General features: G+C 59.1%; 21 protein-coding genes and 1 tRNA gene. 5 read left to right on the forward strand and 17 right to left on the reverse strand.

The annotated features are described in order from the left end of the window. Positions 1 to 129 precede the first annotated feature (129 nt). The 7 genes from FHX09_RS13700 to FHX09_RS13730 all read right to left on the reverse strand — a co-directional run bounded on the left by FHX09_RS13700 (position 130) and on the right by FHX09_RS13730 (position 7,971). On the reverse strand, positions 130 to 969 hold the full coding sequence (locus FHX09_RS13700; RefSeq protein WP_183718870.1) for a dipeptide ABC transporter ATP-binding protein: 840 nt from the start codon (positions 967 to 969) through the stop codon (positions 130 to 132). Continuing rightward, positions 966 to 1,802, reverse strand: coding sequence for an ABC transporter ATP-binding protein (locus tag FHX09_RS13705; protein ID WP_132588360.1), 837 nt, complete (start codon positions 1,800 to 1,802; stop codon positions 966 to 968). The genes FHX09_RS13700 and FHX09_RS13705 overlap by 4 nt, the downstream gene beginning before the upstream one ends. Before the next feature lies 1 nt (position 1,803). After that, the gene (locus FHX09_RS13710; protein WP_007796811.1) at positions 1,804 to 2,694 is read right to left on the reverse strand and encodes an ABC transporter permease subunit; all 891 of its coding nucleotides are present in this window, start codon (positions 2,692 to 2,694) and stop codon (positions 1,804 to 1,806) included. A 9-nt stretch (positions 2,695 to 2,703) separates the two neighbouring features. Next, entirely contained in the window at positions 2,704 to 3,708 is a 1,005-nt protein-coding gene (locus FHX09_RS13715; RefSeq protein WP_132588359.1) for an ABC transporter permease subunit, read from the reverse strand. A 90-nt stretch (positions 3,709 to 3,798) separates the two neighbouring features. Further along, the gene (locus tag FHX09_RS13720; protein ID WP_007796805.1) at positions 3,799 to 5,394 is read right to left on the reverse strand and encodes an ABC transporter substrate-binding protein; all 1,596 of its coding nucleotides are present in this window, start codon (positions 5,392 to 5,394) and stop codon (positions 3,799 to 3,801) included. A gap of 334 nt (positions 5,395 to 5,728) precedes the next feature. Further along, entirely contained in the window at positions 5,729 to 6,214 is a 486-nt protein-coding gene (rirA, locus tag FHX09_RS13725; RefSeq protein WP_007796803.1) for an iron-responsive transcriptional regulator RirA, read from the reverse strand. A gap of 260 nt (positions 6,215 to 6,474) precedes the next feature. Beyond that, complete coding sequence (locus FHX09_RS13730; RefSeq protein ID WP_132588358.1) at positions 6,475 to 7,971, reverse strand: CoA-acylating methylmalonate-semialdehyde dehydrogenase; 1,497 nt, start codon at positions 7,969 to 7,971, stop codon at positions 6,475 to 6,477. A 187-nt stretch (positions 7,972 to 8,158) separates the two neighbouring features. Here FHX09_RS13730 and FHX09_RS13735 point away from each other — a divergent pair, with 187 nt between their 5' ends. After that, positions 8,159 to 8,473 (forward strand): putative quinol monooxygenase, encoded by a 315-nt coding sequence (locus FHX09_RS13735; RefSeq protein ID WP_132588357.1) that lies wholly within the window; start codon positions 8,159 to 8,161, stop codon positions 8,471 to 8,473. Then, on the forward strand, positions 8,470 to 9,351 hold the full coding sequence (locus FHX09_RS13740) for a LysR family transcriptional regulator (RefSeq protein ID WP_007796796.1): 882 nt from the start codon (positions 8,470 to 8,472) through the stop codon (positions 9,349 to 9,351). The genes FHX09_RS13735 and FHX09_RS13740 overlap by 4 nt, the downstream gene beginning before the upstream one ends. 18 nt (positions 9,352 to 9,369) lie before the next feature. Here the strand turns inward: FHX09_RS13740 and FHX09_RS13745 are convergent, their stop codons facing one another. The 4 genes from FHX09_RS13745 to FHX09_RS13760 form a co-directional block, all read right to left on the reverse strand. Continuing rightward, the gene (locus FHX09_RS13745) at positions 9,370 to 9,837 is read right to left on the reverse strand and encodes a DUF4174 domain-containing protein (protein WP_132588356.1); all 468 of its coding nucleotides are present in this window, start codon (positions 9,835 to 9,837) and stop codon (positions 9,370 to 9,372) included. Positions 9,838 to 9,900: 63 nt separating this feature from the next. Beyond that, positions 9,901 to 10,365: a hypothetical protein gene (locus tag FHX09_RS13750; RefSeq protein ID WP_183718868.1), complete on the reverse strand. Its 465-nt coding sequence runs from the start codon at positions 10,363 to 10,365 to the stop codon at positions 9,901 to 9,903. Between the two features lie 218 nt (positions 10,366 to 10,583). Continuing rightward, positions 10,584 to 10,829: a helix-turn-helix domain-containing protein gene (locus tag FHX09_RS13755; protein WP_007796787.1), complete on the reverse strand. Its 246-nt coding sequence runs from the start codon at positions 10,827 to 10,829 to the stop codon at positions 10,584 to 10,586. A gap of 494 nt (positions 10,830 to 11,323) precedes the next feature. Next, the gene (locus FHX09_RS13760; protein WP_132588354.1) at positions 11,324 to 11,977 is read right to left on the reverse strand and encodes a hypothetical protein; all 654 of its coding nucleotides are present in this window, start codon (positions 11,975 to 11,977) and stop codon (positions 11,324 to 11,326) included. A gap of 629 nt (positions 11,978 to 12,606) precedes the next feature. On the opposite strand from FHX09_RS13760, the gene ppk2 reads away from it, so the two are divergent. After that, entirely contained in the window at positions 12,607 to 13,524 is a 918-nt protein-coding gene (ppk2, locus tag FHX09_RS13765) for a polyphosphate kinase 2 (protein WP_007796780.1), read from the forward strand. A gap of 133 nt (positions 13,525 to 13,657) precedes the next feature. On the opposite strand, the gene FHX09_RS13770 is transcribed toward ppk2, so the two are convergent. Next, a tRNA-His gene (locus FHX09_RS13770) sits at positions 13,658 to 13,734 on the reverse strand. 126 nt (positions 13,735 to 13,860) lie between these two features. Beyond that, entirely contained in the window at positions 13,861 to 14,310 is a 450-nt protein-coding gene (locus FHX09_RS13775) for a phasin (protein ID WP_007796777.1), read from the reverse strand. Between the two features lie 214 nt (positions 14,311 to 14,524). Between FHX09_RS13775 and FHX09_RS13780 the strand changes: the two genes are divergently transcribed. After that, on the forward strand, positions 14,525 to 18,247 hold the full coding sequence (locus FHX09_RS13780) for an ATP-binding protein (RefSeq protein ID WP_184450241.1): 3,723 nt from the start codon (positions 14,525 to 14,527) through the stop codon (positions 18,245 to 18,247). Positions 18,248 to 18,468: 221 nt separating this feature from the next. Here FHX09_RS13780 and FHX09_RS13785 read toward each other — a convergent pair whose 3' ends face one another. Then, entirely contained in the window at positions 18,469 to 20,421 is a 1,953-nt protein-coding gene (locus tag FHX09_RS13785; RefSeq protein ID WP_132588353.1) for an acetoacetate--CoA ligase, read from the reverse strand. A 160-nt stretch (positions 20,422 to 20,581) separates the two neighbouring features. Between FHX09_RS13785 and FHX09_RS13790 the strand changes: the two genes are divergently transcribed. After that, entirely contained in the window at positions 20,582 to 22,462 is a 1,881-nt protein-coding gene (locus tag FHX09_RS13790; RefSeq protein ID WP_132588352.1) for an AsmA-like C-terminal region-containing protein, read from the forward strand. Here the strand turns inward: FHX09_RS13790 and FHX09_RS13795 are convergent, their stop codons facing one another. The 3 genes from FHX09_RS13795 to FHX09_RS13805 are packed head-to-tail and all read right to left on the reverse strand — an operon-like array spanning position 22,463 to position 25,341. Continuing rightward, complete coding sequence (locus tag FHX09_RS13795) at positions 22,463 to 23,281, reverse strand: ABC transporter permease (protein ID WP_007796763.1); 819 nt, start codon at positions 23,279 to 23,281, stop codon at positions 22,463 to 22,465. Positions 23,282 to 23,283: 2 nt separating this feature from the next. Further along, a complete protein-coding gene (locus FHX09_RS13800; protein WP_007796760.1) occupies positions 23,284 to 24,195 on the reverse strand; it encodes an ABC transporter permease subunit in 912 nt (303 codons plus the stop codon). Positions 24,196 to 24,198: 3 nt separating this feature from the next. After that, on the reverse strand, positions 24,199 to 25,341 hold the full coding sequence (locus FHX09_RS13805; RefSeq protein WP_132588351.1) for an ABC transporter ATP-binding protein: 1,143 nt from the start codon (positions 25,339 to 25,341) through the stop codon (positions 24,199 to 24,201). Positions 25,342 to 25,371: the final 30 nt, after the last annotated feature.

A 25,371-nucleotide genomic window follows, 5' to 3' on the forward strand; every position in this document is an offset into this window, starting at 1 on the left:
TCCATCAGGTTGGTCTTGAACAACCCGACCCTAAATGGAAAACACTGATGGCCGCCTAAACCTCAGGACCTACACCACCTCCCGGGGCACGATCCCGGCACCGGTGTCGCTAACGCTGGCGAACCCTTCCTACGAAGCAGCCAGGGTGGCATTCTTGCGCGCAATACGCGCCCTGATGGTTTCGACATCGGCGCGCGGCGTCGCCGCAAACAACGTCTTCGTGTAGCTGTGCTGCGGATCATTGAAAACCTGATCCCGCGTGCCGTACTCCACAGCCTCTCCGAAATACATCACCATGACATCGTCGGCCATATAGCGGACGACCGACAGGTCGTGGCTGATGAAGACATAGGTAAGGTTCAACTCGTCCTGCAGGTCAGCGAGCAGATTGAGCACCTGGGCCTGGACCGAGAGATCAAGCGCGGACACCGGCTCGTCGAGAACCAGGAGTCTTGGCTTCAACATCAGAGCGCGAGCGATTGCGATACGCTGACGCTGGCCGCCGGAGAACATATGCGGGTAGCGGTTGAAATGGACCTCCTGGAGGCCGACCTTCTTGAGCATCGCCATTGCCAATTCGCGTCGCTCGGCAGCGGGCGTATCGGTGTTGATGATCAGGGGCTCCATCAGGATGTCACCGATCTTCTTGCGTGGGTTCAGCGAACCGTAGGGGTTCTGGAAGACGATCTGTACCTTGCGGCGAATTTCCGGCGTCAGGTCGCCTGCGGCGATATCGACCTTCTTGCCGTCGATGAACAGATCGCCGCCGCTCGCCGGATCGATCATCGTGACAATGCGGGCAAGCGTCGACTTGCCGCAACCGCTTTCGCCGACGATCGCCAGCGTCTTGCCCTGCTCCACCGTGAAGCTCACACCCTTGACGGCATGTACGGTCCTCTCCTTCTTGAAGAGGCCGCCCGGCAGGTAATAGTTGCGGACAATGTTCTTTGCTTCGAGGACTGGCGTCATTGGGCCGCTCCCTTGAAAATTTCGCCGATGGTCGGCAGCCGGTCACCGGTGGCATTTTCCGGCAGGGCGGCAAGCAGCGCCCTTGTATAATCGCTCTTCGGGGATTCGAAGAGCGACAGGACGTCGGCCTCTTCCATCTTGCGGCCCTTGTATTGAACGATCACCCGATCGGCCGTCTCGGCGACGACGCCCATGTTGTGCGTAATCATAATGAGGCCCATGCGATGCTCCGTCTGCAGCCGCATCAGGAGATCGAGGATCTGCTTCTGAATGGTCACGTCGAGCGCCGTGGTCGGTTCGTCGGCGATCAAAAGCTTCGGATTGCAGGCGATCGCAATGGCGATCATGACGCGCTGGCACTGGCCACCCGACATCTGATGCGGGAAATGGCTGAGCCGCTCGGCGGGGTTGGGAATGCCGACGGCCTCGAACAGCTCGATCGCGCGCTTGCGCCGCGCAGCCTTATCTAGGCCTAGATGGATTCGCAGAACCTCTTCGATCTGAAAACCGACCGTGAAGCAGGGATTGAGGCTGGCGATCGGTTCCTGGAAGATCATCGACATATCCTTGCCAATGATCTTGCGTCGTTCGCTTGCTGACATGCCAAGCAGATTGCGGCCGTCAAAGACCATCTTGTCGGCCGTCACCTTTGCCGTCCATGGTAGAAGCCCCATCGCTGCGAGCATGGACACCGACTTACCGGATCCCGACTCTCCGACGATTGCGAGGACTTCCCCCGCATCTACCTTGAGCGACACACCATCGACGGCGCGAAACGGACCCGTTGACGTCTGGAATTCGACGACGAGATTTTCAATTTCAAGAAGTGCCATCTCAGGACCTCTTCAGTTTGGGATCAAGCGCATCGCGCAGACCATCGCCCATCAGGTTGATAGCGAGAACCGTGATAAGGATGCAGAGACCCGGGAAAGTCACGAGCCAAGGGTTGCTCTGTAGGAACTCACGCGAGTCCGCGAGCATCGTGCCCCATTCTGGCGTCGGCGGCTGGGCGCCTTGGCCGAGGAAGCCAAGGGCTGCAGCGTCGAGGATCGCGGCCGAGAATGCGAGCGTCGCCTGGACGATCAGGGGTGCCAGACAATTCGGCAAAATCGTCTTGAACATGAGGCGGAACGTGCCGGCGCCGGCCACGCGGGAGGCCACGACATACTCCTTCTCGCGCTCGCTGATCACAGCGGCGCGTGTCAGACGAACGAAGTGCGGCTGATTCACGATCGAGATCGCGATCATGGCGTTCACGAGGCCCGGCCCTAGGACGGCGACCAGCACGAGAGCCAGAAGCAATGAAGGGAAGGCCAGGATGATGTCCATGACGCGCATGATGAAGGTATCGACCCTGCCCCGGAAATAACCCGCGACAACGCCGAGCAGCACGCCGGCGACAGCCGATAGCGATGCGACGACGAGGCCGATGAACAGCGAAAAGCGCGTGCCATAAATCAGACGCGACAGCATATCGCGACCGACGGCATCGGTGCCGAGCAGGAACATCGGATTGCCCTTTTCCGACCACGCCGGCGGCAGGCGCTGCATGCCCTCATAGGGCAAGATCGGATTATGCGGAGCAATCAACGGCGCGAAGATCGCCATCAGCAGGACCAGCAGGAAGACGCCGAAACCGACGACAGCGCCCTTGTTGCGAGAGAAATAGTACCAGAACTCAGAGAGCCCTGACGGCTGGGTCGACTTGGTGGTTATCACACTCATAAGCCGCTCCTAGTGACGAATACGTGGATTGATGAGACCGTACATGAGGTCGACGATCAGATTGACGACCATGATGATGCCGGCGATCAACAGCAGCCCGCCTTGAACGACGGTGTAATCGCGCTTGAAGACGGCATCGACCATCCATTTTCCGATACCCGGCCAGGAGAAGATCGTTTCCGTCAGGATTGCGCCGCCGAGCAGCACGCCGACCTGCAGACCGATCGAGGTTACGACCGGGATCATGGCGTTGCGCAACGCATGCAGGCCGACGACGCGCAACGGCGCGAGGCCCTTCGAACGCGCTGTCCGAACATAATCTTCGCCCAGCACCTCGAGCATGGCCGAGCGCGTCTGGCGGGCGATGACCGCAAGCGGAATGGTGCCCAGAACGATTGTCGGGAGTATCAGCGATGAGGCGGCAGACTTGAAGGCACCGGCCTGACCGGACAGCAGGCTATCGATCAACATAAAACCGGTAACCGGCTTGAAGAAATACATCAGCCCGATGCGGCCGGAGACGGGCGTCCAATGCAGTGTGTTCGAGAAGAGAACGATAAGCAGCAGGCCCCACCAGAAGATCGGCATCGAATAGCCAACAAGAGCCACGCCCATGACGCTCTGGTCGAACCATGTTCCCCGTTTGACGGCCGCGAAGATGCCGGCGGGGATGCCGAGCACTATCGCAAAAAGGATGGCGCAGAGCGAAAGCTCCAGCGTCGCCGGGAAAAGCGTGCCGAACTCCTGCAGAACCGGGCGCTTGGTGACGATCGACGCCCCCAGATCGCCCTGCACCACATTGCTGAGGTAATCGAGGTACTGCACGTAGACCGGACGATCGAGGCCGAGATCATGCATGACCTGGGTATGGCGTTCCGGCGCCATCACGCGTTCGCCCGACATCAGCATGACCGGATCGCCGGGCAGCAGACGGATGAACGAAAAGGCGATGAGCGAAACGCCGATGAAGGTTGGGATCAGGATCGCGAGGCGTCCGATGAGAAATCGCAACATTGGCAAGTGTCCATAGTGTTCCGGCGGTCAGGTATTAAACCTGACCGCCGGCCAAGCCCGGGGTTGCCGGGCATCTTTGCATAATTTTGATTACTCGGCGATATCAACGCCGTCGAAGCGGTGAACGCCGACCGGATCCTGCACGAAACCGGAAACCTTGGCGCTCATCGGTACGAATTCTGTGGAGTGATCGATCGTCGCCCACGGAGCTTCCTTCTTGAAGACGACCTGCGCCTGTTCGTAGAGCTTGGTGCGCTCTGCGACGTCAGCGGTCTTCTTGGCCTTCTTCACGAGATCGTCGAATTCCTTGTTGCACCACTGCGCGCGGTTGTTGCCGCCGACGGCTTCGCAGCCGAGCAGAGTGTCAAGGAAGTTGTCCGGGTCGCCGTTGTCACCCGTCCAGCCGAGGATTGCAGCGCCATCGCGGGCCTTGTCCTTGGAGAGCTTCAGGTATTCAGCCCATTCGTGGGTGACGATGTCGACCTTGACGCCAACCTTGGCAAGGTCAGCCTGCATCAGTTCAGCGGCGCGACGTGCGTTCAGCATGTACGGACGCGAAACCGGCATCGCCCAGATCTTCATGCTGAGATCCTTGACGCCAGCCTTTTCGAGCATGGCCTTGGCTTCGGTCGGGTTGTAGGCATCATCCTTGATGGCATCGTTGTACGACCACATCGTCGGCGGGATCGGGTTCTTGGCAACCTGGCCGGCGCCCTGGAAGACGGCCTCGACGATCGCCTGCTTGTTGATCGCCATGTTCAGCGCCTTGCGGACTTCCGCCTTATCGAACGGAGCCTGGAGGGTGTTGTAGGCGAGGTAGGAAACGTTCAGGCCCGGCTGTTCCAGAACCTTCAGGTTCGAGTCCGTCTGCAGGTCCTTGATGTCCGCCGCGTTCGGGTATGGCATGATGTGGCATTCGCCAGCCTTCAGCTTCTGAGCACGGACGGAAGCGTCCGGAGTGATCGCGAAAACGAGATCATCGATCTTTTCCTTGCCCTTGAAGTAGGTTTCGTTGGCCTTGTAGCGGATGACGGCATCCGGCTGGTAGGCAACGAAGGTGTACGGACCGGTGCCGAGCGGCATCTGGTTCATCTGTTCCATCTTGCCGTCAGCCTGTAGCTTGTCGGCATATTCCTTCGACAGCACAGAGGCGAAGTCCATTGCCAGGTCGGCAAGGAACGGTGCTTCCGGATGGTTCAGCGTGAACTTGACGGTCAGGTCGTCGACCTTCTCGACCGACTTGATGAGATCCGGGAAGCCCATGCCTGCAGCATATTCGTAGGAAACGCCGGCGACATACTTGGCCCACGGGCTGTCAGCCTTCAGCTGGCGCTCGAACGAGAAGACGACGTCATCAGCGTTCAGATCGCGGCTCGGGGTGAAGAACTCTGTCGCCTGGAACTTGACGCCCGGACGGAGCTTGAAGGTGTAGACCGTACCGTCGTCGGAAACCGTCCAGCTTTCAGCTAGGCCCGGCTCGATTTCGGTCTTGCCGTGCTGGAACTCGACGAGACGGCTGTAGACCGTGCGCGAGGAAGCGTCGAAGGTGGTGCCTGCAGTGTAAATGCCGGGATCGAAGCCTTCCGGCGAGCCCTCGGAGCAGTAAACGAGCGTTTTGGACCAGGCTGCGGATGCCATGGCCGAAGCCAGGACCGTCGCGGCCAACAAGACAGACATCTTTTTCATGATATCGTTTTCCCAGGTTTGTTCTTTTATTTGAAATCCCGGAAACCCTCCGGAATGACGGCAGATGGAACGACATTTATTTGCTGAAATCAACGACCGAAGTGGAAAATTTTTCCAGATGGACAACTTTAGTAATTTTCCGCCAAAAATGGGCCGCATTTAGAAATAAACGGACTGGATAAACTCGATTCCTGTCGCATTTGGTATAATTTCGCGTCGGCTAGAGCATTGCCGCACACGCCATGCGCGAATTTTTCGCCCCAAACTCCCCTAAAACAGAACGACCGCGGCGCGAAACGCGGCCACGGTCGCATCAAAATTTCGTCAGCGAGGTTTAGGCTGCCGGAGCGGCAATCGTCGGCTTGCGACGCGATTCCTGATTGCCCGTCAGGCCCAGCAGGAAGTTGATCTGCGGCCGCGCCTTGACGAGATCGTCGATCGAATACTGCGTCAGCACGTCGAAGAAGGCGTTGAGCGCCTTGCGCAAGGCGGAGTTCAAGCCGCAACTATCGACAAGCGGGCACTCGACCATGCCGTCATCCTCGAAGCACTCTGCCATCGCAAAGCTATCTTCCGTGACGCGAACGACGTCGAAGAGGCTAATGTCCTTCGCCGGCTTGCCGAGCCGCACACCGCCGTTGCGGCCACGAACCGTCTCGACCAGGCCTGCCTTGTTCAGAGGCTGCAGAATCTTGAACAGAAAGAGCTCGGAAACGCCATACGCCTTGGCAATCTCCGGAATCCGGCTCAGCTGCCCTTCATTGGCAGCGCAATACATCAACATGCGAACCGCATAGTTGGTCTGCTTGGTCAAACGCATGCCGATCTCCAGAATCGTCTGTTACGAGTCCCCTATATAGGGGCTTTGCTAGTTTTGAACAATTCCAAAATATGAAATTCATATTCACCTTATGTGAGACGGATTGCCACAACAATTTTTCAATCGGAACTCGCCGCGCCCGAGAAGAAGTCACGCGCGATTATCGGCAATCAGCAGGAAAGCGCCCAAAAGCACAGACTTCGACACCTCAACGCAAAATTGGGGGCCGAAGCCCCCAATTAAAACGTCACTCGTTCGGTCTAACTCATCGTCGGCATGACGAATTCGGCGCCGTCCTTTATGCCCGAAGGCCAGCGGGCGGTGATCGTCTTGGTCTTGGTCCAGAACTTGATCGAGTCCGTGCCGTGCTGGTTGAGGTCGCCGAAGCTCGATGCCTTCCAACCGCCGAAAGAATGATAGGCAAGCGGAACCGGGATCGGCACGTTGATGCCGATCATGCCGATGTTGATGCGCGAAGCAAAGTCACGCGCGGCATCGCCGTCACGGGTGTAGATCGCGACACCGTTGCCGTATTCGTGCTTCATCGGCAGGTCGAGGGCTTCCTCGTAGTTCTTGGCGCGAACGACGGAGAGGACAGGCCCGAAGATTTCGGTCTTATAGATGTCCATGTCGGGCGTGACATGGTCGAACAGCGTACCACCGACGAAATAGCCGTTCTCATAACCCTGCAGCTTGAACCCGCGGCCATCGACGACGAGCTTGGCACCCTCCTCGACGCCACGATCGATCAGGCCACTGACGCGGGTATAGGCTTCCTTGGTAACAAGCGGGCCCATGTCGGCCTTCTCATCGGTGTAGGGACCGATGCGGAGCGACTCGATCTTCGGCGTCAGCTTCTCGACGAGGCGATTGGCGGTTTCCTCACCGACCGGGACGGCAACGGAGATCGCCATGCAGCGCTCGCCGGCGGAACCGTAACCTGCGCCCATCAGGGCGTTGACGGCCTGGTCCATGTCGGCGTCAGGCATGATGATCATATGGTTCTTCGCGCCGCCGAAGCACTGTGCGCGCTTGCCGTTCATGGCAGCCGTTCCATAGACGTAGCGGGCAATCGGGGTGGAGCCGACGAAGGAGACCGCGCCGATATCCGGATCCGTCAGGATGGCGTCGACCGCAGCCTTGTCTCCATTGACGACGTTCAGGATGCCTGCCGGGAGGCCAGCCTCAATCATGAGTTCTGCAAGACGCAGCGGCACGGACGGGTCGCGCTCCGACGGCTTCAGGATGAACGCGTTGCCGCAGGCAATCGCCGGGGCAAACATCCACATCGGGATCATGGCCGGAAAGTTGAACGGGGTGATGCCCGCGCCGATGCCGACCGCCTGGCGCATCGAGTACATGTCGATTGCCGGGCCGGCGCCTTCAGTGAATTCGCCCTTCTGCAGATGCGGAATACCGCAGACGAATTCGCAGACTTCAAGACCACGGACGATATCGCCCCTGGCATCCTCGACCGTCTTGCCGTGCTCGCTGGAGAGGAGGGTCGCGAGTTCGTCCATGTGCTTGTTCAGCAGCTCGACGAACTTGAAGAAGACGCGGGCCCGGCGTTGCGGGTTCGTCGCTGCCCACTTTGGCTGAGCGGCCTTGGCGTTCTCGACAGCTGCACGCAGGTCCTCGACGCTTGCCAGCGCGACAGTCGCCTGAACTTCGCCGGTTGCCGGATTGTAGACGTTGCTGGTGCGGCCGCTGGTGCCGGCGACGTGCTTGCCGCCGATGAAATGACCAATCTCACGCATGGGGTGCTCCTCCTGTTTTTTGGATGGCAAACAATCGCACTTCAATTTGCACAAATCAATGAGCCGAGATAAGCAACCGTTGTGCATGAATTGAAGCTCAGCAATCCAGCTGATCTTCCTCAAGGTCTACACAGGACATGGTTAGACTACCACGGGCGATCCAAACTGAAGAGGAGATAGTGCTTCGATGAGCGGGAAACTCGTTGTCAGAATTGCGGAGCTCGAGATCGATCCCGACAAGCTCGAAACCTATCGCGTAATGTTAACCGAAGAGATCGAAGCGTCCGTCGCACTGGAGGCCGGCGTCCTGTCGCTGAACGCGGTCTCCATCAAGGACAGTCCCCACAAGATACGCATCCTGGAGGTCTATGCGAACCAGGCGGCCTACGAAGCGCATCTTCAGATGCCGCATTTCCTCAAGTACAAGAACGCGACCGCTGGGATGGTGACGTCGCTGACATTGGTCGATGTCGAACCCGTCATCATGCGAGCAAAGCCATGAACTGGGACGACGTCCGCATCTTCCTCGCAGTTGCCCGTACCGGGCAAATCCTTGCCGCGTCGAAACGGCTGGGGCTCAACCACGCCACGCTCTCGCGGCGGCTCACCTCGCTGGAAGAGTCGTTGAAGAGCCGCCTCTTCGTCCGCCGCACAAACGGCTGCGAGCTCACGGCCGGGGGCGAAGTTTTCCTCGCGTCCGCGGAACGAATGGAAACCGAAATGCTGTCCGTGCAGGCCAATCTCGGCCGCACCGATACGGCGATCGCCGGAACGGTGCGTGTGGGAGCGCCTGACGGTTTCGGTGTGTCCTTTCTCGCGCCTCGCATGGGCCGGCTGATCGAGCGCCATCCGGAACTGAAGATCCAGCTCGTGCCGGTGCCACGGTCGTTCTCGCTTTCGCAGCGTGAGGCCGATATCGCCATCACTCTGGAGCGGCCAGAACAGGGCCGCCTCGTCTCGGCCAAGCTCACGGACTACACGCTCGGTCTCTACGCCTCTCGAAGCTATGCCGAGCTCAACGGCCTGCCCGCTGACGCAGAGGGGCTGAAGCCGCACCGGCGGATCGGCTATGTCGAGGATCTGATCTTCTCCCAATCGCTGAACTTCACTGGCGAGGTGATGCGCAACTGGAACGCCGCCTTCGAGATTTCCTCGGCGACCGGCCAGACAGAGGCGGTACTTTCGGGCGCGGGGATCGGCATCCTGCACGACTATATTGCCCGGCAGCATGACGAACTGGTGCGCATCCTGCCCGAGATTTCGATCCGTCGAGCCTACTGGACGACGTTTCACGAAAGCGCGCGTGAACTTGTGCGGGTGCGCACGGTCTCCGACTTCCTTCAGGAACTTGTAGCTGCGGAACGTCACATATTTCTGTGATTTTGGCTCAACGTCAGGTCAGTCGCGCTTCTCGGACTCTTCGTTCGTCTGCTGCTTGTCCGAGGCAATCTCGGCTGCCCGCACAGGCATGCTGTCAATAATCGCAAACAGTTCACCGCTCGAGATCGGTTCGCTGACTTTCAGCTTAACCGTTCCATCCTTGCCTACGAGAAAGGCCGCGAACTCTCCGGTCGGGGGATCCCCCAACTCGCCGGCAATCGCCGCAGCATCGAGATTTTTTCCGGCCCCGAAGAGAACCCTCACACTGCCGCCGGCAATCTTGAGAATGACCATATCGCGGTCCTGCAGGGCATCGCGATTGGCAAGTAACTGGTTTTCTTGACGAGCGCCACGCGCGTTTCCCTTGTCGGGAAAGACGACCAGAACGCGGTTGCGCCACTGGAACTGCTCAAGGCTCGCGATGGCGGAGTAGGCGCTGTTGCCTTCGTCCACTTTGGTCGCACCATATAGAAGCATTTTCGACATGCACATTTCTCCTGTTGACGGAACGTCTAGGGAGCAGCGGCGGTTCCATCCGCGGGCATGTGGCTAGCTGCGCCAGGATTTTCGCAATTGCCAAAAGGCGCCGAACAGCACCAGCAGCAAGGGAATGCCGCCGTAGGACAAGGAGACTTGCGCCAATTGTTCCAGCCCCTGCGAAGGTGCATCAACCGCCGCAGCGTCATGCATAAGGCTTGAGCCGAGACTATAAGCGGCACGCGAGACGGCCGCTAAAGCGACAATCAATCCGGCCATGTCGACGAAGCGGGCGTGGCCGCGCATGCGATCAATGATAACGGTCGCGAGACCACAAAGAAATGCAGCGGGCAAAAGATAGGCGGCCCCGCCCAGCAGCTGGAAATCCCCCAGGACGACGTCGTCCGACTCGCTTACGAAACTGACCCTCAGGATCGGCAGCAAGACCGCGAGAACAGAAAGGACGGCAAGCGCGCCGCGCTTGATAAGTTCGCTCAAATCAATCCGCGTGGCGCCAATGCGACGAGCCCGGCTCATTCTGCCTCCCCGATATAGGAATCCGCCGCAGTGCACAGGCGCTCGGCTCATTCGAGGGGACATTTGCTATGAAGTTGCTAACGCACAGCACAATCAGCCACGGTAAAACTACCCTTTGCGGGCAAAAGCGTTCAGTCGGTTCGGAGGAGAAGGTTAAGAAGAGATGAAGGAGGGCAAGGCCAGGCGGGCAATTTGCCTGCCCGGCCCTGAGATCAACATCACATCGGGACAAACGATGAGACCGGCACCTGCAATGCAGAGGCGATCCGCTTGAGCTTGGCGGGATCAGCATCCTCACCACTCTCGATTTCCTCAATCTCATTGACAACCAGGCCGCAGGTTACTGCGAGGTCATCGACGCTATAGCCGACGGCCTCTCGAGCGGCACGTACAGCAGCGGCTACATTCATGGCCGAAACGGCGGTAGCCTTGGATGCATCCAGATTGCTGAGCGAAATGGACATTTACGTCTCCTTCTGAAATCACTCTGAATTAGCCCCCGGCGAGAAAATGGCACTCTCGATCACGATTTGCAATGCAGTATGGTTAATCCGTGATCGGCGAGAGCCCAACGACGGGAGCTCGAACAAGTTGGCAAAATCTGATTGCCCTTTGTAAGCAAAGCAGTTTTGCCGGCCTACCCGATGACGCCGATAGAGGCGTCCACACGCCAAAAAACGTCACGCGCGCGGCGATTTGTCACCTAATTTTAGGCCTTCGCGTCGATTTCGAAACGAATCACTGTGACCGAAATCGGGCGAATGAGACCATCATGCGAACAACGCGGCCTCGGGTAAAAAAACGTTTCAGCAGGGCTGAAAAGTTTGTTCGGACTTGCTTCGAAAGGGGCATGCCATTCCGAAGCAAGTCCAGTAGCGGATATAGGTAGGATCCAACGACACCGCGAGAACAGAGGATCATTCGACAGGCCCGACGGGCACAGATCGAAATGTCGGCGTCACGCAAACTCGGCGGACAGAGCGACGTCTTCTTCGGCTTCCTCTATGTGCCCAGCCGTCATGACGAACAGCAACGCGTGGGCAACCAGGATCGCTGAGCCCAGCAGCGCGGCATAGGCGAGCAGGATTGTACCCATCGGCACTGCGAAGTTCAGCTGCGGCAGGGCGCCGAGCATCATAGGCACGTACCAGGAGACGGCCGAAATCGCACCCGAAACGATGAACACACTGCGATGCGACGAAGGCAAGCCTTCCATGATCGAGCGACCGATCTGCTTCTTCACCCGCGGAAGGATGATGGAGTGGATGAAGCCGCCGTTAACGGTCAGGATGAGCACGATGATCATCTTGGCCCAGACCTTCTGATTGCCGAGCTTCGCCGGATCGAAGACGCCGTAGTAAGTGAGAAAACCAAGCCCGGTGGCCCAGAGCAGGATCAGGCCCCAGTTGACGACTTTCGAGCCGAACTTGAAGACCTTCCAATGATCTTGCGTAATCTTACCTCTGATCAAAAACCGCAACACAAGAAGATCAAGCACGGTTGCGGCACCAAGGCCAAGTGCCAAACCAATGAAATGCACTATTCTCAAGGCCGACTTGATTGATATTGCCGGATCTTGGGCGAGAGTCTGAATAAGGAGAGTAAATCCCATACTTATGCACCTTTCATTTCATTGGATCACAGCGTTGGAACGCAGGTAGGTCTGAGTGTCAGGATACGGGAAATCGCACCAAGCGCCGAATTCAATCGGCCTCGACAAGTGAGCGAATTAAACGTTCCGACAGTCTGTGATCCCTTTTTGGTGCCCCGTTCCCCGAGGATCGATTTATTAGTAAAGAATGAACAAAGGGCGGCGAGAACGTGGCCAAACCGCGTCGATATCGCGATATCGTAATTTATCCATGTCTTATTCTTTGATGACGCACGTATAGAGCGAGCAATTCTTCAAACTCAATGCACAAGGCGCGCGCCCAATGTCACAGGAGGTTCATTCTAAAGGAATAGACCCGACTAAGGATTAGCCCCAAGAGGAGCCGGAGATGACAATAGTTCAGGTTGAAGAACATCGTCATGATCGCGCCAGCTCTCCACTTAAGGGAACAAGATCAGGAAAGTGTTTCCTGCCTGTATTCTGATCCACTGCTCGCAAGGCTCGGCTGCAGCGCCCTTGCGCCCGGCCGGGACTTGAAGAGCGCAGTCGCCGTTTTGCATCTACCGGTTTGAGGCTGACCGAAAGCCGCACTTCCAATCGTGCCACGAACATATCGAGGGTGAACGTCCATGAACAATGCATCCGACAACAGCTATTCCGACTGGCTTGAGGCCGAACTGGCCGACACGCTGGACGAGGATTACGAGTTGGAACTCTCCGAGCCGGCGCTTTCCGACGCAATCCGCAAGATCTATCGCAACGCGCACCCGGCATCGATTCCGCGGCTCGACTATTTTCGTGCGCTACTGTCGCTGCAGGCAGAGCTGATCAAGCTTCAGGATTGGGTGGTCTATAACAAGGAGAAGGTCGTCGTGATCTTCGAGGGTCGCGATTCTGCAGGAAAGGGCGGCGTGATCAAACGCATCACGCAGCGCCTCAATCCGCGCGTCGTCCGTGCCGTCGCATTGCCCGCCCCTTCCGACCGCGAAAAAACGCAGTGGTACTTCCAGCGCTACGTGCCGCATCTGCCTGCCGGCGGCGAAATCGTTCTCTTCGACCGCTCCTGGTACAATCGCTCGGGTGTCGAGCGGGTCATGGGATTTGCGACCGAGGACCAGGTCGACCAGTTCTTCAACGACGTGCCGGAATTCGAACGCATGCTCGTTCGCTCGGGCATCCGGCTGGTCAAATACTGGTTCTCGATCACCGACGAAGAGCAGCAGATGCGCTTCCTCGTGCGTATCCACGACCCGTTGAAGCAGTGGAAGCTCTCGCCGATGGATCTGCAGTCGCGCGTCCGCTGGGAAGGCTATACCAAGGCGAAAGAAGAGACTTTCGCGCGCACCAACATTCCCGAAGCGCCCTGGCATATCGTCGAAGGCAACGACAAGAAGCGGGCACGGCTGAACTGCATCGACCACCTGCTGCGTCAGATCCCCTATGGCGACGTTCCGCACGAGGAGATCACGCTGCCCGATCGCGTCTTCAATCCGGATTACGAGCGCAAGGTGCTGCCGCCGGAGCTTTACGTTCCATCGAAGTATTGATTGGGAGACCAGTCCGCGGGCACGGTGGAGGCCGCTGTGCTCGCTTCTACTACGCGAATTGAGCAGAGACCACACCAAAAGCTTGGTACGGACCGTTGACCACAGTGAAAGGGATTCTGCTAAAAGGAGAGAATGGTACGGTTGGGGGGTCTCGAACCTCCGACCTCAGGTGCCACAAACCTGCGCTCTAACCAACTGAGCTACAACCGCACAAATCGCGTCCGACGCGACGGGGGTCACATACGAGGACTTGGAAATTAATTCAAGCCCTATCTCTCCCCAATATACAAAAAGGCCGGACAAATGGTCCGGCCCTTCGTGTGTCCTGTCGAATAATCAGGCTGCCTTGAAGGAGGCCATGACCTTTTCAGCTGCTTCTTTCGAAGGCTTGGCAAGCTTTTCGACAACCTGCTTCGAGGTTTCCTGCATGGTCTTGGCCTGCTCGATCGTCAGCTCGACCTGCTTGCGCAGGAAGGTGGTCTGGAGTTCGACGAGTTCGGCGACCGACTTGACGGCAAGCAGCGCTTCCATGTGCGTCAGCGAGTTTTCAGCGTTCGTGCGCAGGGCGTCGATCGCCTTGTGGCCAATCTCAACGGCGCCGGCCTGGGCCGTCTGAACCGTTGCTTCGAGCGTCTTGCTCGCTTCTTCGCCGGCGCTCTTCATCTTCGCGTAGGCTTCGCGCGACTGCTGCGCGCCCTTTTCAGCGAAGTCGCGGAAGGATTCCGTGAACTTGGAAGGATCAAACGACGACATTGAAAAAACGTCGTCCATCTTTATGTTAGCCATTGGTTTGCGCTCCTTTTGCCTCGGCATGCGTGATGGCCTCGTAGGTTAGATGTTCATTATATAGCGCAGATTTTTGTGCATTGCAACATGTTTGTGCGACGCACAACGCGTTAACCTTTCCAGCCGAAAGCCTGGCCCCGTTCTAGACCCCGTTCCGGCCTATCGTTATTAATAGACTATTAATTTCACGGTGACCGAAGCCAAAGGTTCGATCATGCCCGCAGTGCAGTATCCGTTCATCGACATCGCCGTGCATCCCCGGGTGCGGGACCGCTTTTCGCGTGGCGAAGCGATGGTCCTGCTGTCGGCGGATCTCAGCCGCGCGCTCTGGGCAAATGGCGCCGGCGCCGAACTCTTCGGGCAATCGGCGGTTTACGATCTTCTGGACCAAGGCATAGACGGGGCCGACATCACCTTTCGCCAGTTGGAGGCGACGGCGCGACAGCTCGTAAATGCCGGCGACAGCCGCAACTTCTTGATCCGCATTGCCAAGGGCTTCCAACGTGTTCCCGTTCAGGCAACAGTGGAACTGATCCACCTCGCATCCGGGGAGCGCGCCGTTCTTCTGTCACTTCCGGTTTCGACCAATGCCTTGTCGATAAAGGCGTCCGCGGAACAGATGCTCAGAGGCCTCGACGATCCCGACACGCATATGGCCGTTATCGGGGCCGACGGCGAGATCATTGCCTCCTCTCCCGGCTTTGCCTCGCTAGGTGTCACGCAGCAGACCTCCAAGGCAATGATCACACTTGCCGGCGATCATGCCGACCGCCTTGTGAAGCGCCCTGTTGCCACGGGCAAAGGCTACCTTCCGGCGGCCGTCGGGCGACTGAGTGACGAGCCAGTGCTCAACCTCCTTTTCGCCGTTGAAACCGTGATCGGCCACCTCGACCCAATCGACACGCCGGCGGCGGCAGAACACTTATCCACAGCCGCCGTTAACCATAGCGAGCTTGCGCAAGCCGCGACCTTCGTCGATGCTATCGATGCCATTGCCGGCATCGAAGACATGGAAGAACCGCCCGAAGAGGGCATCCATGAGAGCGATACAGCCGAAGCGGTGACTGCGGAAGCTGCAGCAATCGCCGAAGAGGCGTTGGAGGCAGAGCCGGCCGCTGCAGAGATCAGCCAAGAAGGCGAACCGCTGCCGGCCGCGATGGAAGAGGCCGTTGAGCAGTCCTTGCCTATTGAAGAACCTACGGCAATCGAGATGACGGCGGAAGGCTTGACGGATGCACCCGCCGCCGCCCTCGACGATGAAGCCGTGGCAGTCGAAGAGACACCGGCGGAAGAACCGGCGCCTGAAAACGTAGATGCATCCGGTCAGTATGCCGACGTCGTCAATGAGGCCGAGCAGTCGGAGCCGGAGACGGCCGCCAAGGCAGGCGCCTTCGTTTTCAATCCGAATAGTCGCGCGACCCGTTTCGTCTGGAAGATCGACGCGGCAGGACGGTTCAGCGAAGTGTCGAGCGAATTTGCAGAAGCGGTCGGGCCGCATGCGGCTGATATCATCGGCACGCCGTTCAGCGATATTTCGGCACTCTTCAACCTCGATCCGGAAGGCAAGATCAGCGAAGCCCTGGCGCGGCGCGACACCTGGTCGGGCAAGACGATCAACTGGCCGATCGAAGGGACGAGCCTCGCCGTGCCGGTCGATCTCGCGGCCCTGCCCACTTACACCCGAAGCCGGGAGTTCGACGGTTTCCGCGGCTTCGGTGTCGTGCGCCTGTCCGATGCCGCCGAAGATCCTTTGGCGCTCGGCCTGACGCTTGGCCCGAATGGCATCATCAATGACGCGGCTGCACTCGACCAACCGATCGAAGCCTCCGAAGAGGCGTCGTTGTCGGCGCTGGCCGATGAAGTGGCGACTAGCGAGCCGACGGCGGCGGGAACGGTGGCCCCCGCTTCCGAGCGGACTGCTGAAGAGGCCGCAACCACCACCGACGCCGACATTGTGACGACGGCCGAGCCGACAAAGCCGCAGCCAGCTACGGAGCCTCCGGCCTTACGAATCGTCGAAAATCCGAGCCGCCGCCTGACGGACAAGATCGTGCAATTGCACGGCGCCGGCCCGCAGCTGACCTCAGCCGAGCAGGCAAATTTCCGCGAGATCGCCAAGCGTCTCGAAGCCTTCGGTGTCCGCGAGTCGGAACCGCGCGACGACGAGCCTGCGGTCAGTGAAAGCGAAGAACGCTACATCCCGGCAGCAGAAACACCGACGATCGGCATGCACGCTGATGAATCGTCCACATTCGAGGACGATAGTGTCGGCACCTCGCCTGAAGAGAAAAAGGCTGACGACGTACAGGCTGCAGCCGACGGACCCGAGGCGGCCGACGAGATCGACGACGACGTGACCGAAGGGCTGGAGGAAACCGTCAGCCAAATGGACATGCTGGCGAGCTTCATTCCGCCGCGCGCAAAGATGGGCGTCGGGCTATCTGCCGCTGCTATCGACCAGTTGCCTGTCGCTGTCCTCGTGCATGCTGGCGACCAATTAATCCATGCCAACCCGGAATTCATGCGACTGACCGGCTACAAGACGCTGGAAGCGCTGAGCGAGGTCGGTGGCATTGATGCGCTGCTGCAGCGCTCGGAGCTCGAAGAGGGTGCCGGCCGCGCCGGCTCGATGATGCTTGTAACGGTCGATGATAGTCTCGTTCCAGTCACGGCACGGCTGCAGTCCATCCGCTGGGAAGAAGCCAGCGCCTTGATGCTCGCCCTGATGCCGGCAGCAAGTGACGCGGCGGTTCCCGCCCGCCCTGCACCGCCGACGGAGCCCCGCTCCTTCGACAGGATGCTGGAGAAGGTCGCCAAGCTGCAGGTGGAAGTAGAAGAGCTGCGGTCGATCCTGGAAACGGCTACCGACGGCGTCGTCGTAATCGGCGCCGAAGGCGACATCCGCTCGATGAACCGCTCGGCGAGTGCACTGTTCAACTACGACGAAGACGAGACCCGCGCGAAACCCTTCGTCATGCTCTTTGCGCATGAAAGCCAGAAGGCTGTGCTCGACTACCTCGGCGGCTTGTCGGATCACGGTGTCGCAAGCGTGCTCAACGATGGCCGGGAAGTCATCGGCCGCGAGGCCGGCGGCGGCTTCGTGCCGCTCTTCATGACGATGGGGCGTCTCACCTCCTCCAGCGGCTATTGCGCGGTCATTCGCGACATCACCCAGTGGAAACGCACGGAGGATGAACTGCGCAGCGCCAAGAGTGCAGCGGAGACCGCCAACGAACACAAGACCGATTTCCTCGCACGGGTCAGCCACGAGATCCGCACGCCGCTCAACGCGATCATTGGTTTCTCCGACATGATGGCAACCGAGCGTTTCGGGCCAATCGGTCATCCGCGCTATGTCGAATATGCCAACGACATCGGCAGGTCCGGCCGCCATGTCCTTGATATCGTCAATGATCTGCTCGACATCTCGAAGATCGAGGCCGGCGAAATGGACCTGGATTTCAGTGCCATTGATCTCAACGAGGCCGTTTCCGAGGCAGTAGCGCTACTCCAGCCGCAGGCCAACAGCCAACGCGTGATCATCCGCACGGCCCTCTCCCAAGCCGTGCCTGATGTCGTTGCCGACCTTCGTTCGATCAAGCAGATCGCGCTCAACATCCTCTCCAACTCGATACGGTTCACGCCGGCGGGCGGACAGATTGTCGTTTCCACGTCCTACGAGGCAAACGGCAGCGTCGTCTTACGGGTGCGCGATACCGGCGTCGGCATGACCCGGAGCGAGCTCGACCAGGCCATGAAGCCGTTCCGCCAGGTTTCCGCGCAATCGCGCCACCGTGGCGACGGCACGGGGCTCGGCCTGCCGCTGACCAAAGCGATGGTCGACGCGAACCGGGCGATTTTCGCGATCAGCTCGGCACCCAACGAAGGCACGCTGGTCGAGATCGCCTTCCCGTCGCAACGGGTCCTGGCAGGCTGAACGAAAAAAGGCAGCCAAAAGGCTGCCTGAGAGTTCGGGTGCTGATCAATAAGGGCTTAGTCAGTCCAACATCATGTTTGGGAGCCAAAAGCTCCGGCTGCTTCGTTCATGCGCAACCCCAAGTTAAATTCACTTTTGACCAACGTTTCTTAACGAAAGATTACCGCGACCTTCAATCTCTCAAAGGTGAAAGCTTGTAATCTGCCCGTTACCGTCCTTGATCAGACACGCAACTCCTCAAGTCCCGCAAACAGATCCAGTGCCTCCGGGTTGGCAAGCGCTTCCTTGTTCTTGACCGGCCGGCCGTGGACCACCTCGCGAACCGCAAGCTCGACAATCTTCCCGGACTTGGTGCGGGGAATATCTCTAACGGCGATGATCTTTGCGGGTACGTGGCGTGGCGAGGCGCCCGTGCGAATGCGGTTCTTGATTGCCTTCACCAACTCGTCAGTCAGGGATGCGCCGGGCGCCAGACGCACGAAGAGGACCACGCGGACATCGTCATCCCATTCCTGGCCGATGCAGAGCGCCTCCGCGACTTCGTCCATCTGTTCGACTTGGTTGTAGATCTCGGCGGTACCGATGCGGACGCCACCAGGATTGAGCGTCGCATCGGACCGCCCGTGAATGATGATACCTTCATGCTCGGTCCATTCTGCGAAGTCGCCGTGGCACCACACATTGTCGAAACGCTCGAAATAGGCTGCCCTGTACTTGGCGCCACCGGGATCGTTCCAGAACATCACAGGCATCGACGGAAAGGCCTTTGTACAGACGAGCTCACCCTTTTCTTGGCGAACCGGCTGGCCCTCATCATCCCAGACATCCATGGCAAGGCCGAGGCCCGACCCCTGGATTTCGCCGCGCCAGACCGGCTGCAAAGGGTTGCCGAGGACGAAGCAGGAGACAATATCGGTACCACCCGAAATGGATGCGAGCTGCACGTCTTCCTTGATGCCTTCGTAGACGAAGGTGAAGCCCTCGGGTGACAGCGGCGACCCGGTCGACGTCATCAGCCGAAGACTGGAGAGGTCGTGGCTCGCGCGCGGCGTCAACCCGCTCTTGCGAACCGCGTCTATATATTTCGCCGACGTGCCGAAGACGGCAAACTTCTCGGCTGCCGCAAAATCGAAGAGTACGTTACCATCGGGTGCAAAAGGCGAACCGTCGAACAGGCAAAGCGTGGCGCCGACCGCCAGTCCGCTCACGAGCCAATTCCACATCATCCAGCCACAAGTGGTGAAATAGAAAAGCTTCTCCCCCGGCTGAATTCCGCAATGCAGCCGGTGTTCCTTAAGATGCTGTAACAATGTGCCGCCGGCGGAATGAACGATACACTTCGGAACGCCGGTCGTTCCCGACGAGAAGAGAATATAAAGAGGGTGCGAGAATGGCAGGCGCACAAACTCGACAGAACGCGCTTCGAACGGCGCGATGAAGTCGTCCAGCGTCTTGGCGCCGGGCGTCTCGCTGACCACCGCAGACGCGTCCCCGGCATAGTGAATGACCAGACATGGCACGCCGAGCCGCTTTGTGACGGTCGCGACCTTGCCCTTCACGTCCTGCAGCTTGTCGCCATACCAATAAGCGTCGCAGGCGATGAAAAGCTTCGGCTCGATCTGGCCAAAACGATCGAGTACGCCCTGCTCGCCGAAATCGGGCGAACAGGACGACCAGATCGCGCCGATCGAAGCGGCCGCCAGCATGCAGGCCACCGTTTCTGGCATGTTGGGCATCATCGCCGCAATGCGATCCCCAGAACCGATACCCATTGCCTTGAATGCCTGCTGCAGCCTGGAAACCAGGCTACGGAGCCGGTCCCAGCTCCAGCGATCGGCAACCTTGTCCTCCCCCCGAAAGATTAGTGCGTCACCGGCGCCTTCCCCGGAAAGCAGGTTCTCGGCAAAATTCAGGGTCGCATCGGGGAAGAAGCGTGCCTCGAGCATGGCATCGCCATTGACGAGCGCCCGAGGTCCACGCTCTCCCTTGACGCCGCAGAATTCCCAGACCGACGTCCAGAACCGCTCCCTGTCGGCGACCGAAAAGGCGTGCAGATCGTGGTAGTTTGCCAGGGACAGATCGAAGTCGCAGTTGCACTGCTGCATGAAGGCGTACATCGGGCTCGCTTCGACCGATGCTCGCGAAGGCATCCAGAGTGGCTTATCGTCGCGCATTCGACACTTCTCCTATTTGCTCGCCTATATACCATGCAATATCAGCTTATAAAGGCAGTGACGAGCACGGCCAGCGGCGTGCATTTGCAAGCAAGCGGCATTTGATATATCCGGCCTTTCAGAGCATTAAGGGCAGTGGCCGAAGAGACTGGCGGATTGTATGGGGACGTCACGACAACCGCGATGGCGGAGAAGAATCAGGCCCGTGACCCGTTGGCTGCCGGGCTTTGCACGGCTTGCCACGATTACCCTGCTTGTCTTCCTGTCGATCTTCGTGGCACTTCGTGTCGCTGCCCCCTATCTGATTTCCACCGGCCTCGTTCGCTCCGGCATTGAGGATGCGCTCTCCAAGTGGGCTGGCTATCGCGCAGAGATTGCCGGCAAGCCGGTGATCGAATTCTGGCCGACGCCTCGCATCACCCTCAGCAAGATCTCGGTTCACCAGCAGGGCGAGGGCAACAAGCTCCTGGGAACGATCGAAAGCCTATCCGCCGAGTTCAGCCTAATTGATGCGATCAGGGGGCGTGCAAGCTTCCACGAGTTCCACCTGCTTCGTCCCAACTTGCAGCTTACTCGCGAAGGCAGCGGCGTGATCGACTGGACCAATGAGGGGCTTCTGGCAAGGGCGATCGCAGGGGCGCGCGAGGAAGATGGGAGAGAGGTTCTCGACCAAAAGCTGGATGCCAAAGTCGGGGCCATTACCGTCGAAGACGGCACGGTGAATGTCACCGACGTATCAAGCGGCCGAACTTATCGTTTCGACGGCGTCACCGCTGATGTCAGCTGGCGCAAATTGTCGAGCCCGATCACAGCGGTGCTTATCGCGAGGACGGGCGGACAGGACCTCAAGCTCGATTTCTCCTCTCCAAGCCCGTTGCTTATCTTTGGTGGCAGGAAGGCCGAAATGGGCGGATCGCTGACCTCGAGCCTGCTCACGGCGCGGTTCCAGGGACTGGCAAACATTTCGCACCTCTTCGACCTTTCCGGGAACATGGCCGTCAGCATCGGCGATCTTCCCGCTCTTCTGGCATGGGCCGACCGCTCGCTGCCCGGTCTTGCAACCCTTAAGACCTTCTCGATCGAGACCGATGTCGCTTCGGTTCCAAACGGGTTTCGCTTCGACAATGTCAGCATGAGCATGAATGGATCGAATGCGAAGGGCGTGATGGACGTTGCCTTTCCGCCAGGCAAACGCGCCAAGCTCGGCGGCACGCTGGCTTTCGACCAGATGAATTTCAGATCGCTCTTCGATGCGTTCATACTTCGCCTGGCGGCCGGTGAAGCAAATGGGCCACCGGATGGCGGTGCACTGCAGAAGCTGGACCTCGACCTCAGGCTCTCCGCAAAGCAGGCCCTGATCGAGCCTTTCATGCTTTCGGATGTCGGCGCGAGCATCATCGTTTCCAGCAACGAGGCGAAGTTCGACATCGGCGACAGCCAGTTTGAAGGTGGCACGCTGTCTGCTCATCTGGAGGCGATGCGCGGGGATTTTGACGGCGGCGGCAAGCTGCAGCTGTCGATCCGGGGGGCTGACTTTGCCGGCCTGATCGAGCGGCTTCAGCTCCGGGGACCACTTCCCCTTGCCACCGGCTCTCTCGACATGTCGCTCAAGACCTCGATGCCGCTCTGGAAGGCGGGCGCTGGCGACGTGACCGGCAGGATCGCTTTCCGCGCGCGCTCGGGCTCTCTGCCGAGCTTCGATGCCGAAGCCGTGCGCGAAAAGGCCGCACGGGCCGACTTCTTCCCCTTGAATGCGGTCTCCCACCAAGCCTTCGCCTTCGACAATTTCGACATCGCCGCCGATCTCGCGGACGGCGCGGCGACGATCCATGGTGGACGGATCGAAGGGCCGCTCGAGACGCTCGTCCTTTCCGGTGTCATCCCATACCGATCGAACGGATTGGCGTTGTCGGGCACGATCGAAGCAACCGATCCGACGGCGTCAACCAGTTTGCCGCCTCTGCCGTTCTTCGTTGGCGGCGCTTGGCCGGAGCCGGTTATCTCCCCTGCTCCCATTACGCAGCAGGGGTCGACCAAATAATCACGGCGCGTTTGCCGCTGCACGCTCGTCGCGCTCGCGCTGCAGTTCGCGGCGTTTCGTGATCATGGAGGCGCAGATGACGCCGATCGCCACAATCCCGATCAGAATGGTGCAGACCGCGTTGATCTCAGGCGTTACCCCGAGGCGGACTTGGCTGTAGATCTTCATCGGCAACGTCGTGGCCCCGGGACCCGAGGTGAAGCTCGTGATCACGAGATCGTCCAACGACAACGTGAAAGCGAGAATCCAACCGGACAAGACGGCGGGCGCAATGATCGGCAGCGTCACTTCGAAGAAGGTCCTTACCGGTGGTGCGCCGAGATCCTGCGCCGCCTCCTCAATCGAGCTGTCGAAGCTCACGAGGCGTGATTGCACGACGACCGCCACGAAGCACATCGTAAACGTCGTATGAGCGAGCGTGATTGTCCAAAAACCGCGGTCGAGGCCGATCGCCACGAACAGCAATAGAAGCGACAGGCCGGTGATCACTTCAGGCATGACCAGCGGCGCATAGACCATGCCGGAAAACAGCATGCGTCCGCGGAATCGCGTGTAGCGTACCAGAGCGATCGCTGCGAGCGTTCCAAGGATCGTCGCAGCGGTGGCCGAGAGGAGGCCAACACGGATCGTCACCCACGCGGCGTCAAGCAAAGCCTGATTGTGCAAGAGCGAGACATACCACTTGGTTGAAAAGCCGCCCCAGACGGTCACGAGCTTTGACTCGTTGAAGGAAAACACGACCAGCAGAACGATCGGCAGATAAAGAAACGCAAAGCCGAGCGCGACGGAAGCGACGTTGAAACGGGTCCATCTCAGCATGTCTATCTCCCCTGCTCTTCGGCCTTGGCCTGGGCGTTCTGGAAGAACACGATCGGGATCACCAGGATCAGCAGCAGGATCGTCGCCACCGCCGAAGAGACCGGCCAATCACGGTTGGCGTTGAACTCGTTCCACAACGTCTTGCCGATCATCAGCGTCTGCGATCCACCAAGCAGATCGGGGATAACAAACTCGCCGACCGCGGGGATGAAGACCAGCATGCAGCCGGCGAGGACGCCCGGCAGCGACAGCGGGAAGGTCACCCGCCAGAATGCGCTGATCGGAGTGCAGCCAAGATCCTGCGCAGCCTCGATCAGAGTGCCATCCATCTTCTCAAGCGACGAGTAGAGCGGCAGTACCATGAACGGCAGATAGGAATAGACGATGCCAATATAGACTGCGACGTTGGTGTTCAGGATAATCAACGGGCTGTCGATGACATGCAGCGACAGCAGCAGCTGGTTGAACAGTCCCTCCGGCTTCAGGATCGCGATCCAGGAGTAGACGCGGATCAGGAAGCTCGTCCAGAACGGCAGGACGACCAGCATCAGCAGCGTCGGACGGATGCTGCGCGGAGCCTGAGCCATGCCATAGGCGATCGGGTAGGCGATCAAAAGCGTAAGGAACGTCGATATCCCAGCGATCACCAGGCTCGATATGTAGGACTTCATGTAGAGCGGATCATCGATCAGATAGCTGTAGTTGTCGAAGGAGAAGGTGCTCACCTTCTCCCAGAATCCGGCCCAGCCGTCACCGAGGGAAAAGACCGGCTCGTAGGGCGGCATGGCGATTGCCGTCGTCGACAGCGAGATACGGAAAACGATGAAGAACGGCGCCAAGAAGAACAGCAGCAGCCAGACATATGGAATGATTATGACCAGGCGATTGTAGAAGGTGGAACCGAGCTTGCCCATGGTTCAATCCTTGAGGAGGACGCCGGCATCCTCGGCGAAGGTGATCCAGACTTCCTGATCGTAGATGAACGGATCGTCGACCGCGCGCTGGGAATTAAGGAGCGAGGCCTTGACCACTTTGCCGTTCTTCAGCTTCACGTGGAAGACCGTCATGTCGCCGAGATAGGCGATGTCCCATAGTTCCCCGGACGCCGCGTTCACCTTTGGATTGGCTGGAGGCTTGCGCGAGACTTTCAGCTTTTCCGGGCGGATCGCAAAACCGACGGACGAGCCCATGGCCGGCTTTTCGGGGGTGATGACGCTAATTGAGAAATCTTCATCGACCGCGATCTCGACGGTGCTGTCATTCGCGCTGGCGACTTTGCCGTCGAAGATGTTGACGTCGCCGATAAAGTCCGCGACGAAGCGGGAATTCGGCGCCTCATAGATCTCGGCGGGCGTCGCGACCTGGATTACCTTTCCGTGGCTCATGACCGCAATGCGGTCGGCCATAGTCATCGCCTCTTCCTGGTCGTGGGTGACAACGACAAAGGTCAGGCCGAGGTTTTGCTGTAGGTCCATGAGCTCGAATTGCGTTTCCTCGCGCAGCTTCTTGTCGAGCGCACCGAGCGGCTCGTCTAGCAGCAGCACCTTCGGCCGCTTGGCAAGGGAACGCGCCAGAGCCACGCGCTGGCGCTGGCCGCCGGAGAGCTGGTTCGGCTTGCGCGTGGCGAACTTCTCGAGCTTCACCATCTTCAGCATCTGCAGAACGCGTTCGGCGATCTCCTCCTTTGGCATGCCATCCTGGCGCAGGCCGAAGGCGACGTTCTTCTCAACCGTCATATGCGGGAAGAGCGCATAGGACTGGAACATCATGTTGACCGGACGCTTGTATGGCGGCGTTCCGGCGAGGTCGGTACCGTCGAGGACGATTTCGCCCGAGGTCGGCTGTTCGAAGCCTGCGAGCATGCGCAGCAGCGTGGATTTTCCGCAGCCGGAAGCCCCCAGCAGGGCAAAGAATTCGCGATGATAGATGTTCAGCGACAGGTCGTCGACCGCCATGAAATCGCCGAACCGCTTCGTGACGTTGTTAAACGAGATGAAGGGCTTCGACGTAGGGTCTGCCCACGGTGCAAAGGAGCGGCGGATATTGCCGAGTGACTTCATATTGTGCCCCGAGTATTATTTTTGGAAGCC

Source organism: Rhizobium sp. BK538 (assembly GCF_014197575.1).
Lineage (GTDB): Bacteria > Pseudomonadota > Alphaproteobacteria > Rhizobiales > Rhizobiaceae > Rhizobium.

Coding starts and splice junctions, on each gene's coding strand:
- FHX09_RS13700 (WP_183718870.1), bottom strand. CDS start 969: ATGACGCCAGTCCTCGAAGCAAAGAACATTGTCCGCAACTATTACCTG.
- FHX09_RS13705 (WP_132588360.1), bottom strand. CDS start 1,802: ATGGCACTTCTTGAAATTGAAAATCTCGTCGTCGAATTCCAGACGTCA.
- FHX09_RS13710 (WP_007796811.1), bottom strand. CDS start 2,694: ATGAGTGTGATAACCACCAAGTCGACCCAGCCGTCAGGGCTCTCTGAG.
- FHX09_RS13715 (WP_132588359.1), bottom strand. CDS start 3,708: ATGTTGCGATTTCTCATCGGACGCCTCGCGATCCTGATCCCAACCTTC.
- FHX09_RS13720 (WP_007796805.1), bottom strand. CDS start 5,394: ATGAAAAAGATGTCTGTCTTGTTGGCCGCGACGGTCCTGGCTTCGGCC.
- rirA (WP_007796803.1), bottom strand. CDS start 6,214: ATGCGTTTGACCAAGCAGACCAACTATGCGGTTCGCATGTTGATGTAT.
- FHX09_RS13730 (WP_132588358.1), bottom strand. CDS start 7,971: ATGCGTGAGATTGGTCATTTCATCGGCGGCAAGCACGTCGCCGGCACC.
- FHX09_RS13735 (WP_132588357.1), top strand. CDS start 8,159: ATGAGCGGGAAACTCGTTGTCAGAATTGCGGAGCTCGAGATCGATCCC.
- FHX09_RS13740 (WP_007796796.1), top strand. CDS start 8,470: ATGAACTGGGACGACGTCCGCATCTTCCTCGCAGTTGCCCGTACCGGG.
- FHX09_RS13745 (WP_132588356.1), bottom strand. CDS start 9,837: ATGTCGAAAATGCTTCTATATGGTGCGACCAAAGTGGACGAAGGCAAC.
- FHX09_RS13750 (WP_183718868.1), bottom strand. CDS start 10,365: ATGAGCCGGGCTCGTCGCATTGGCGCCACGCGGATTGATTTGAGCGAA.
- FHX09_RS13755 (WP_007796787.1), bottom strand. CDS start 10,829: ATGTCCATTTCGCTCAGCAATCTGGATGCATCCAAGGCTACCGCCGTT.
- FHX09_RS13760 (WP_132588354.1), bottom strand. CDS start 11,977: ATGGGATTTACTCTCCTTATTCAGACTCTCGCCCAAGATCCGGCAATA.
- ppk2 (WP_007796780.1), top strand. CDS start 12,607: ATGAACAATGCATCCGACAACAGCTATTCCGACTGGCTTGAGGCCGAA.
- FHX09_RS13775 (WP_007796777.1), bottom strand. CDS start 14,310: ATGGCTAACATAAAGATGGACGACGTTTTTTCAATGTCGTCGTTTGAT.
- FHX09_RS13780 (WP_184450241.1), top strand. CDS start 14,525: ATGCCCGCAGTGCAGTATCCGTTCATCGACATCGCCGTGCATCCCCGG.
- FHX09_RS13785 (WP_132588353.1), bottom strand. CDS start 20,421: ATGCGCGACGATAAGCCACTCTGGATGCCTTCGCGAGCATCGGTCGAA.
- FHX09_RS13790 (WP_132588352.1), top strand. CDS start 20,582: ATGGGGACGTCACGACAACCGCGATGGCGGAGAAGAATCAGGCCCGTG.
- FHX09_RS13795 (WP_007796763.1), bottom strand. CDS start 23,281: ATGCTGAGATGGACCCGTTTCAACGTCGCTTCCGTCGCGCTCGGCTTT.
- FHX09_RS13800 (WP_007796760.1), bottom strand. CDS start 24,195: ATGGGCAAGCTCGGTTCCACCTTCTACAATCGCCTGGTCATAATCATT.
- FHX09_RS13805 (WP_132588351.1), bottom strand. CDS start 25,341: ATGAAGTCACTCGGCAATATCCGCCGCTCCTTTGCACCGTGGGCAGAC.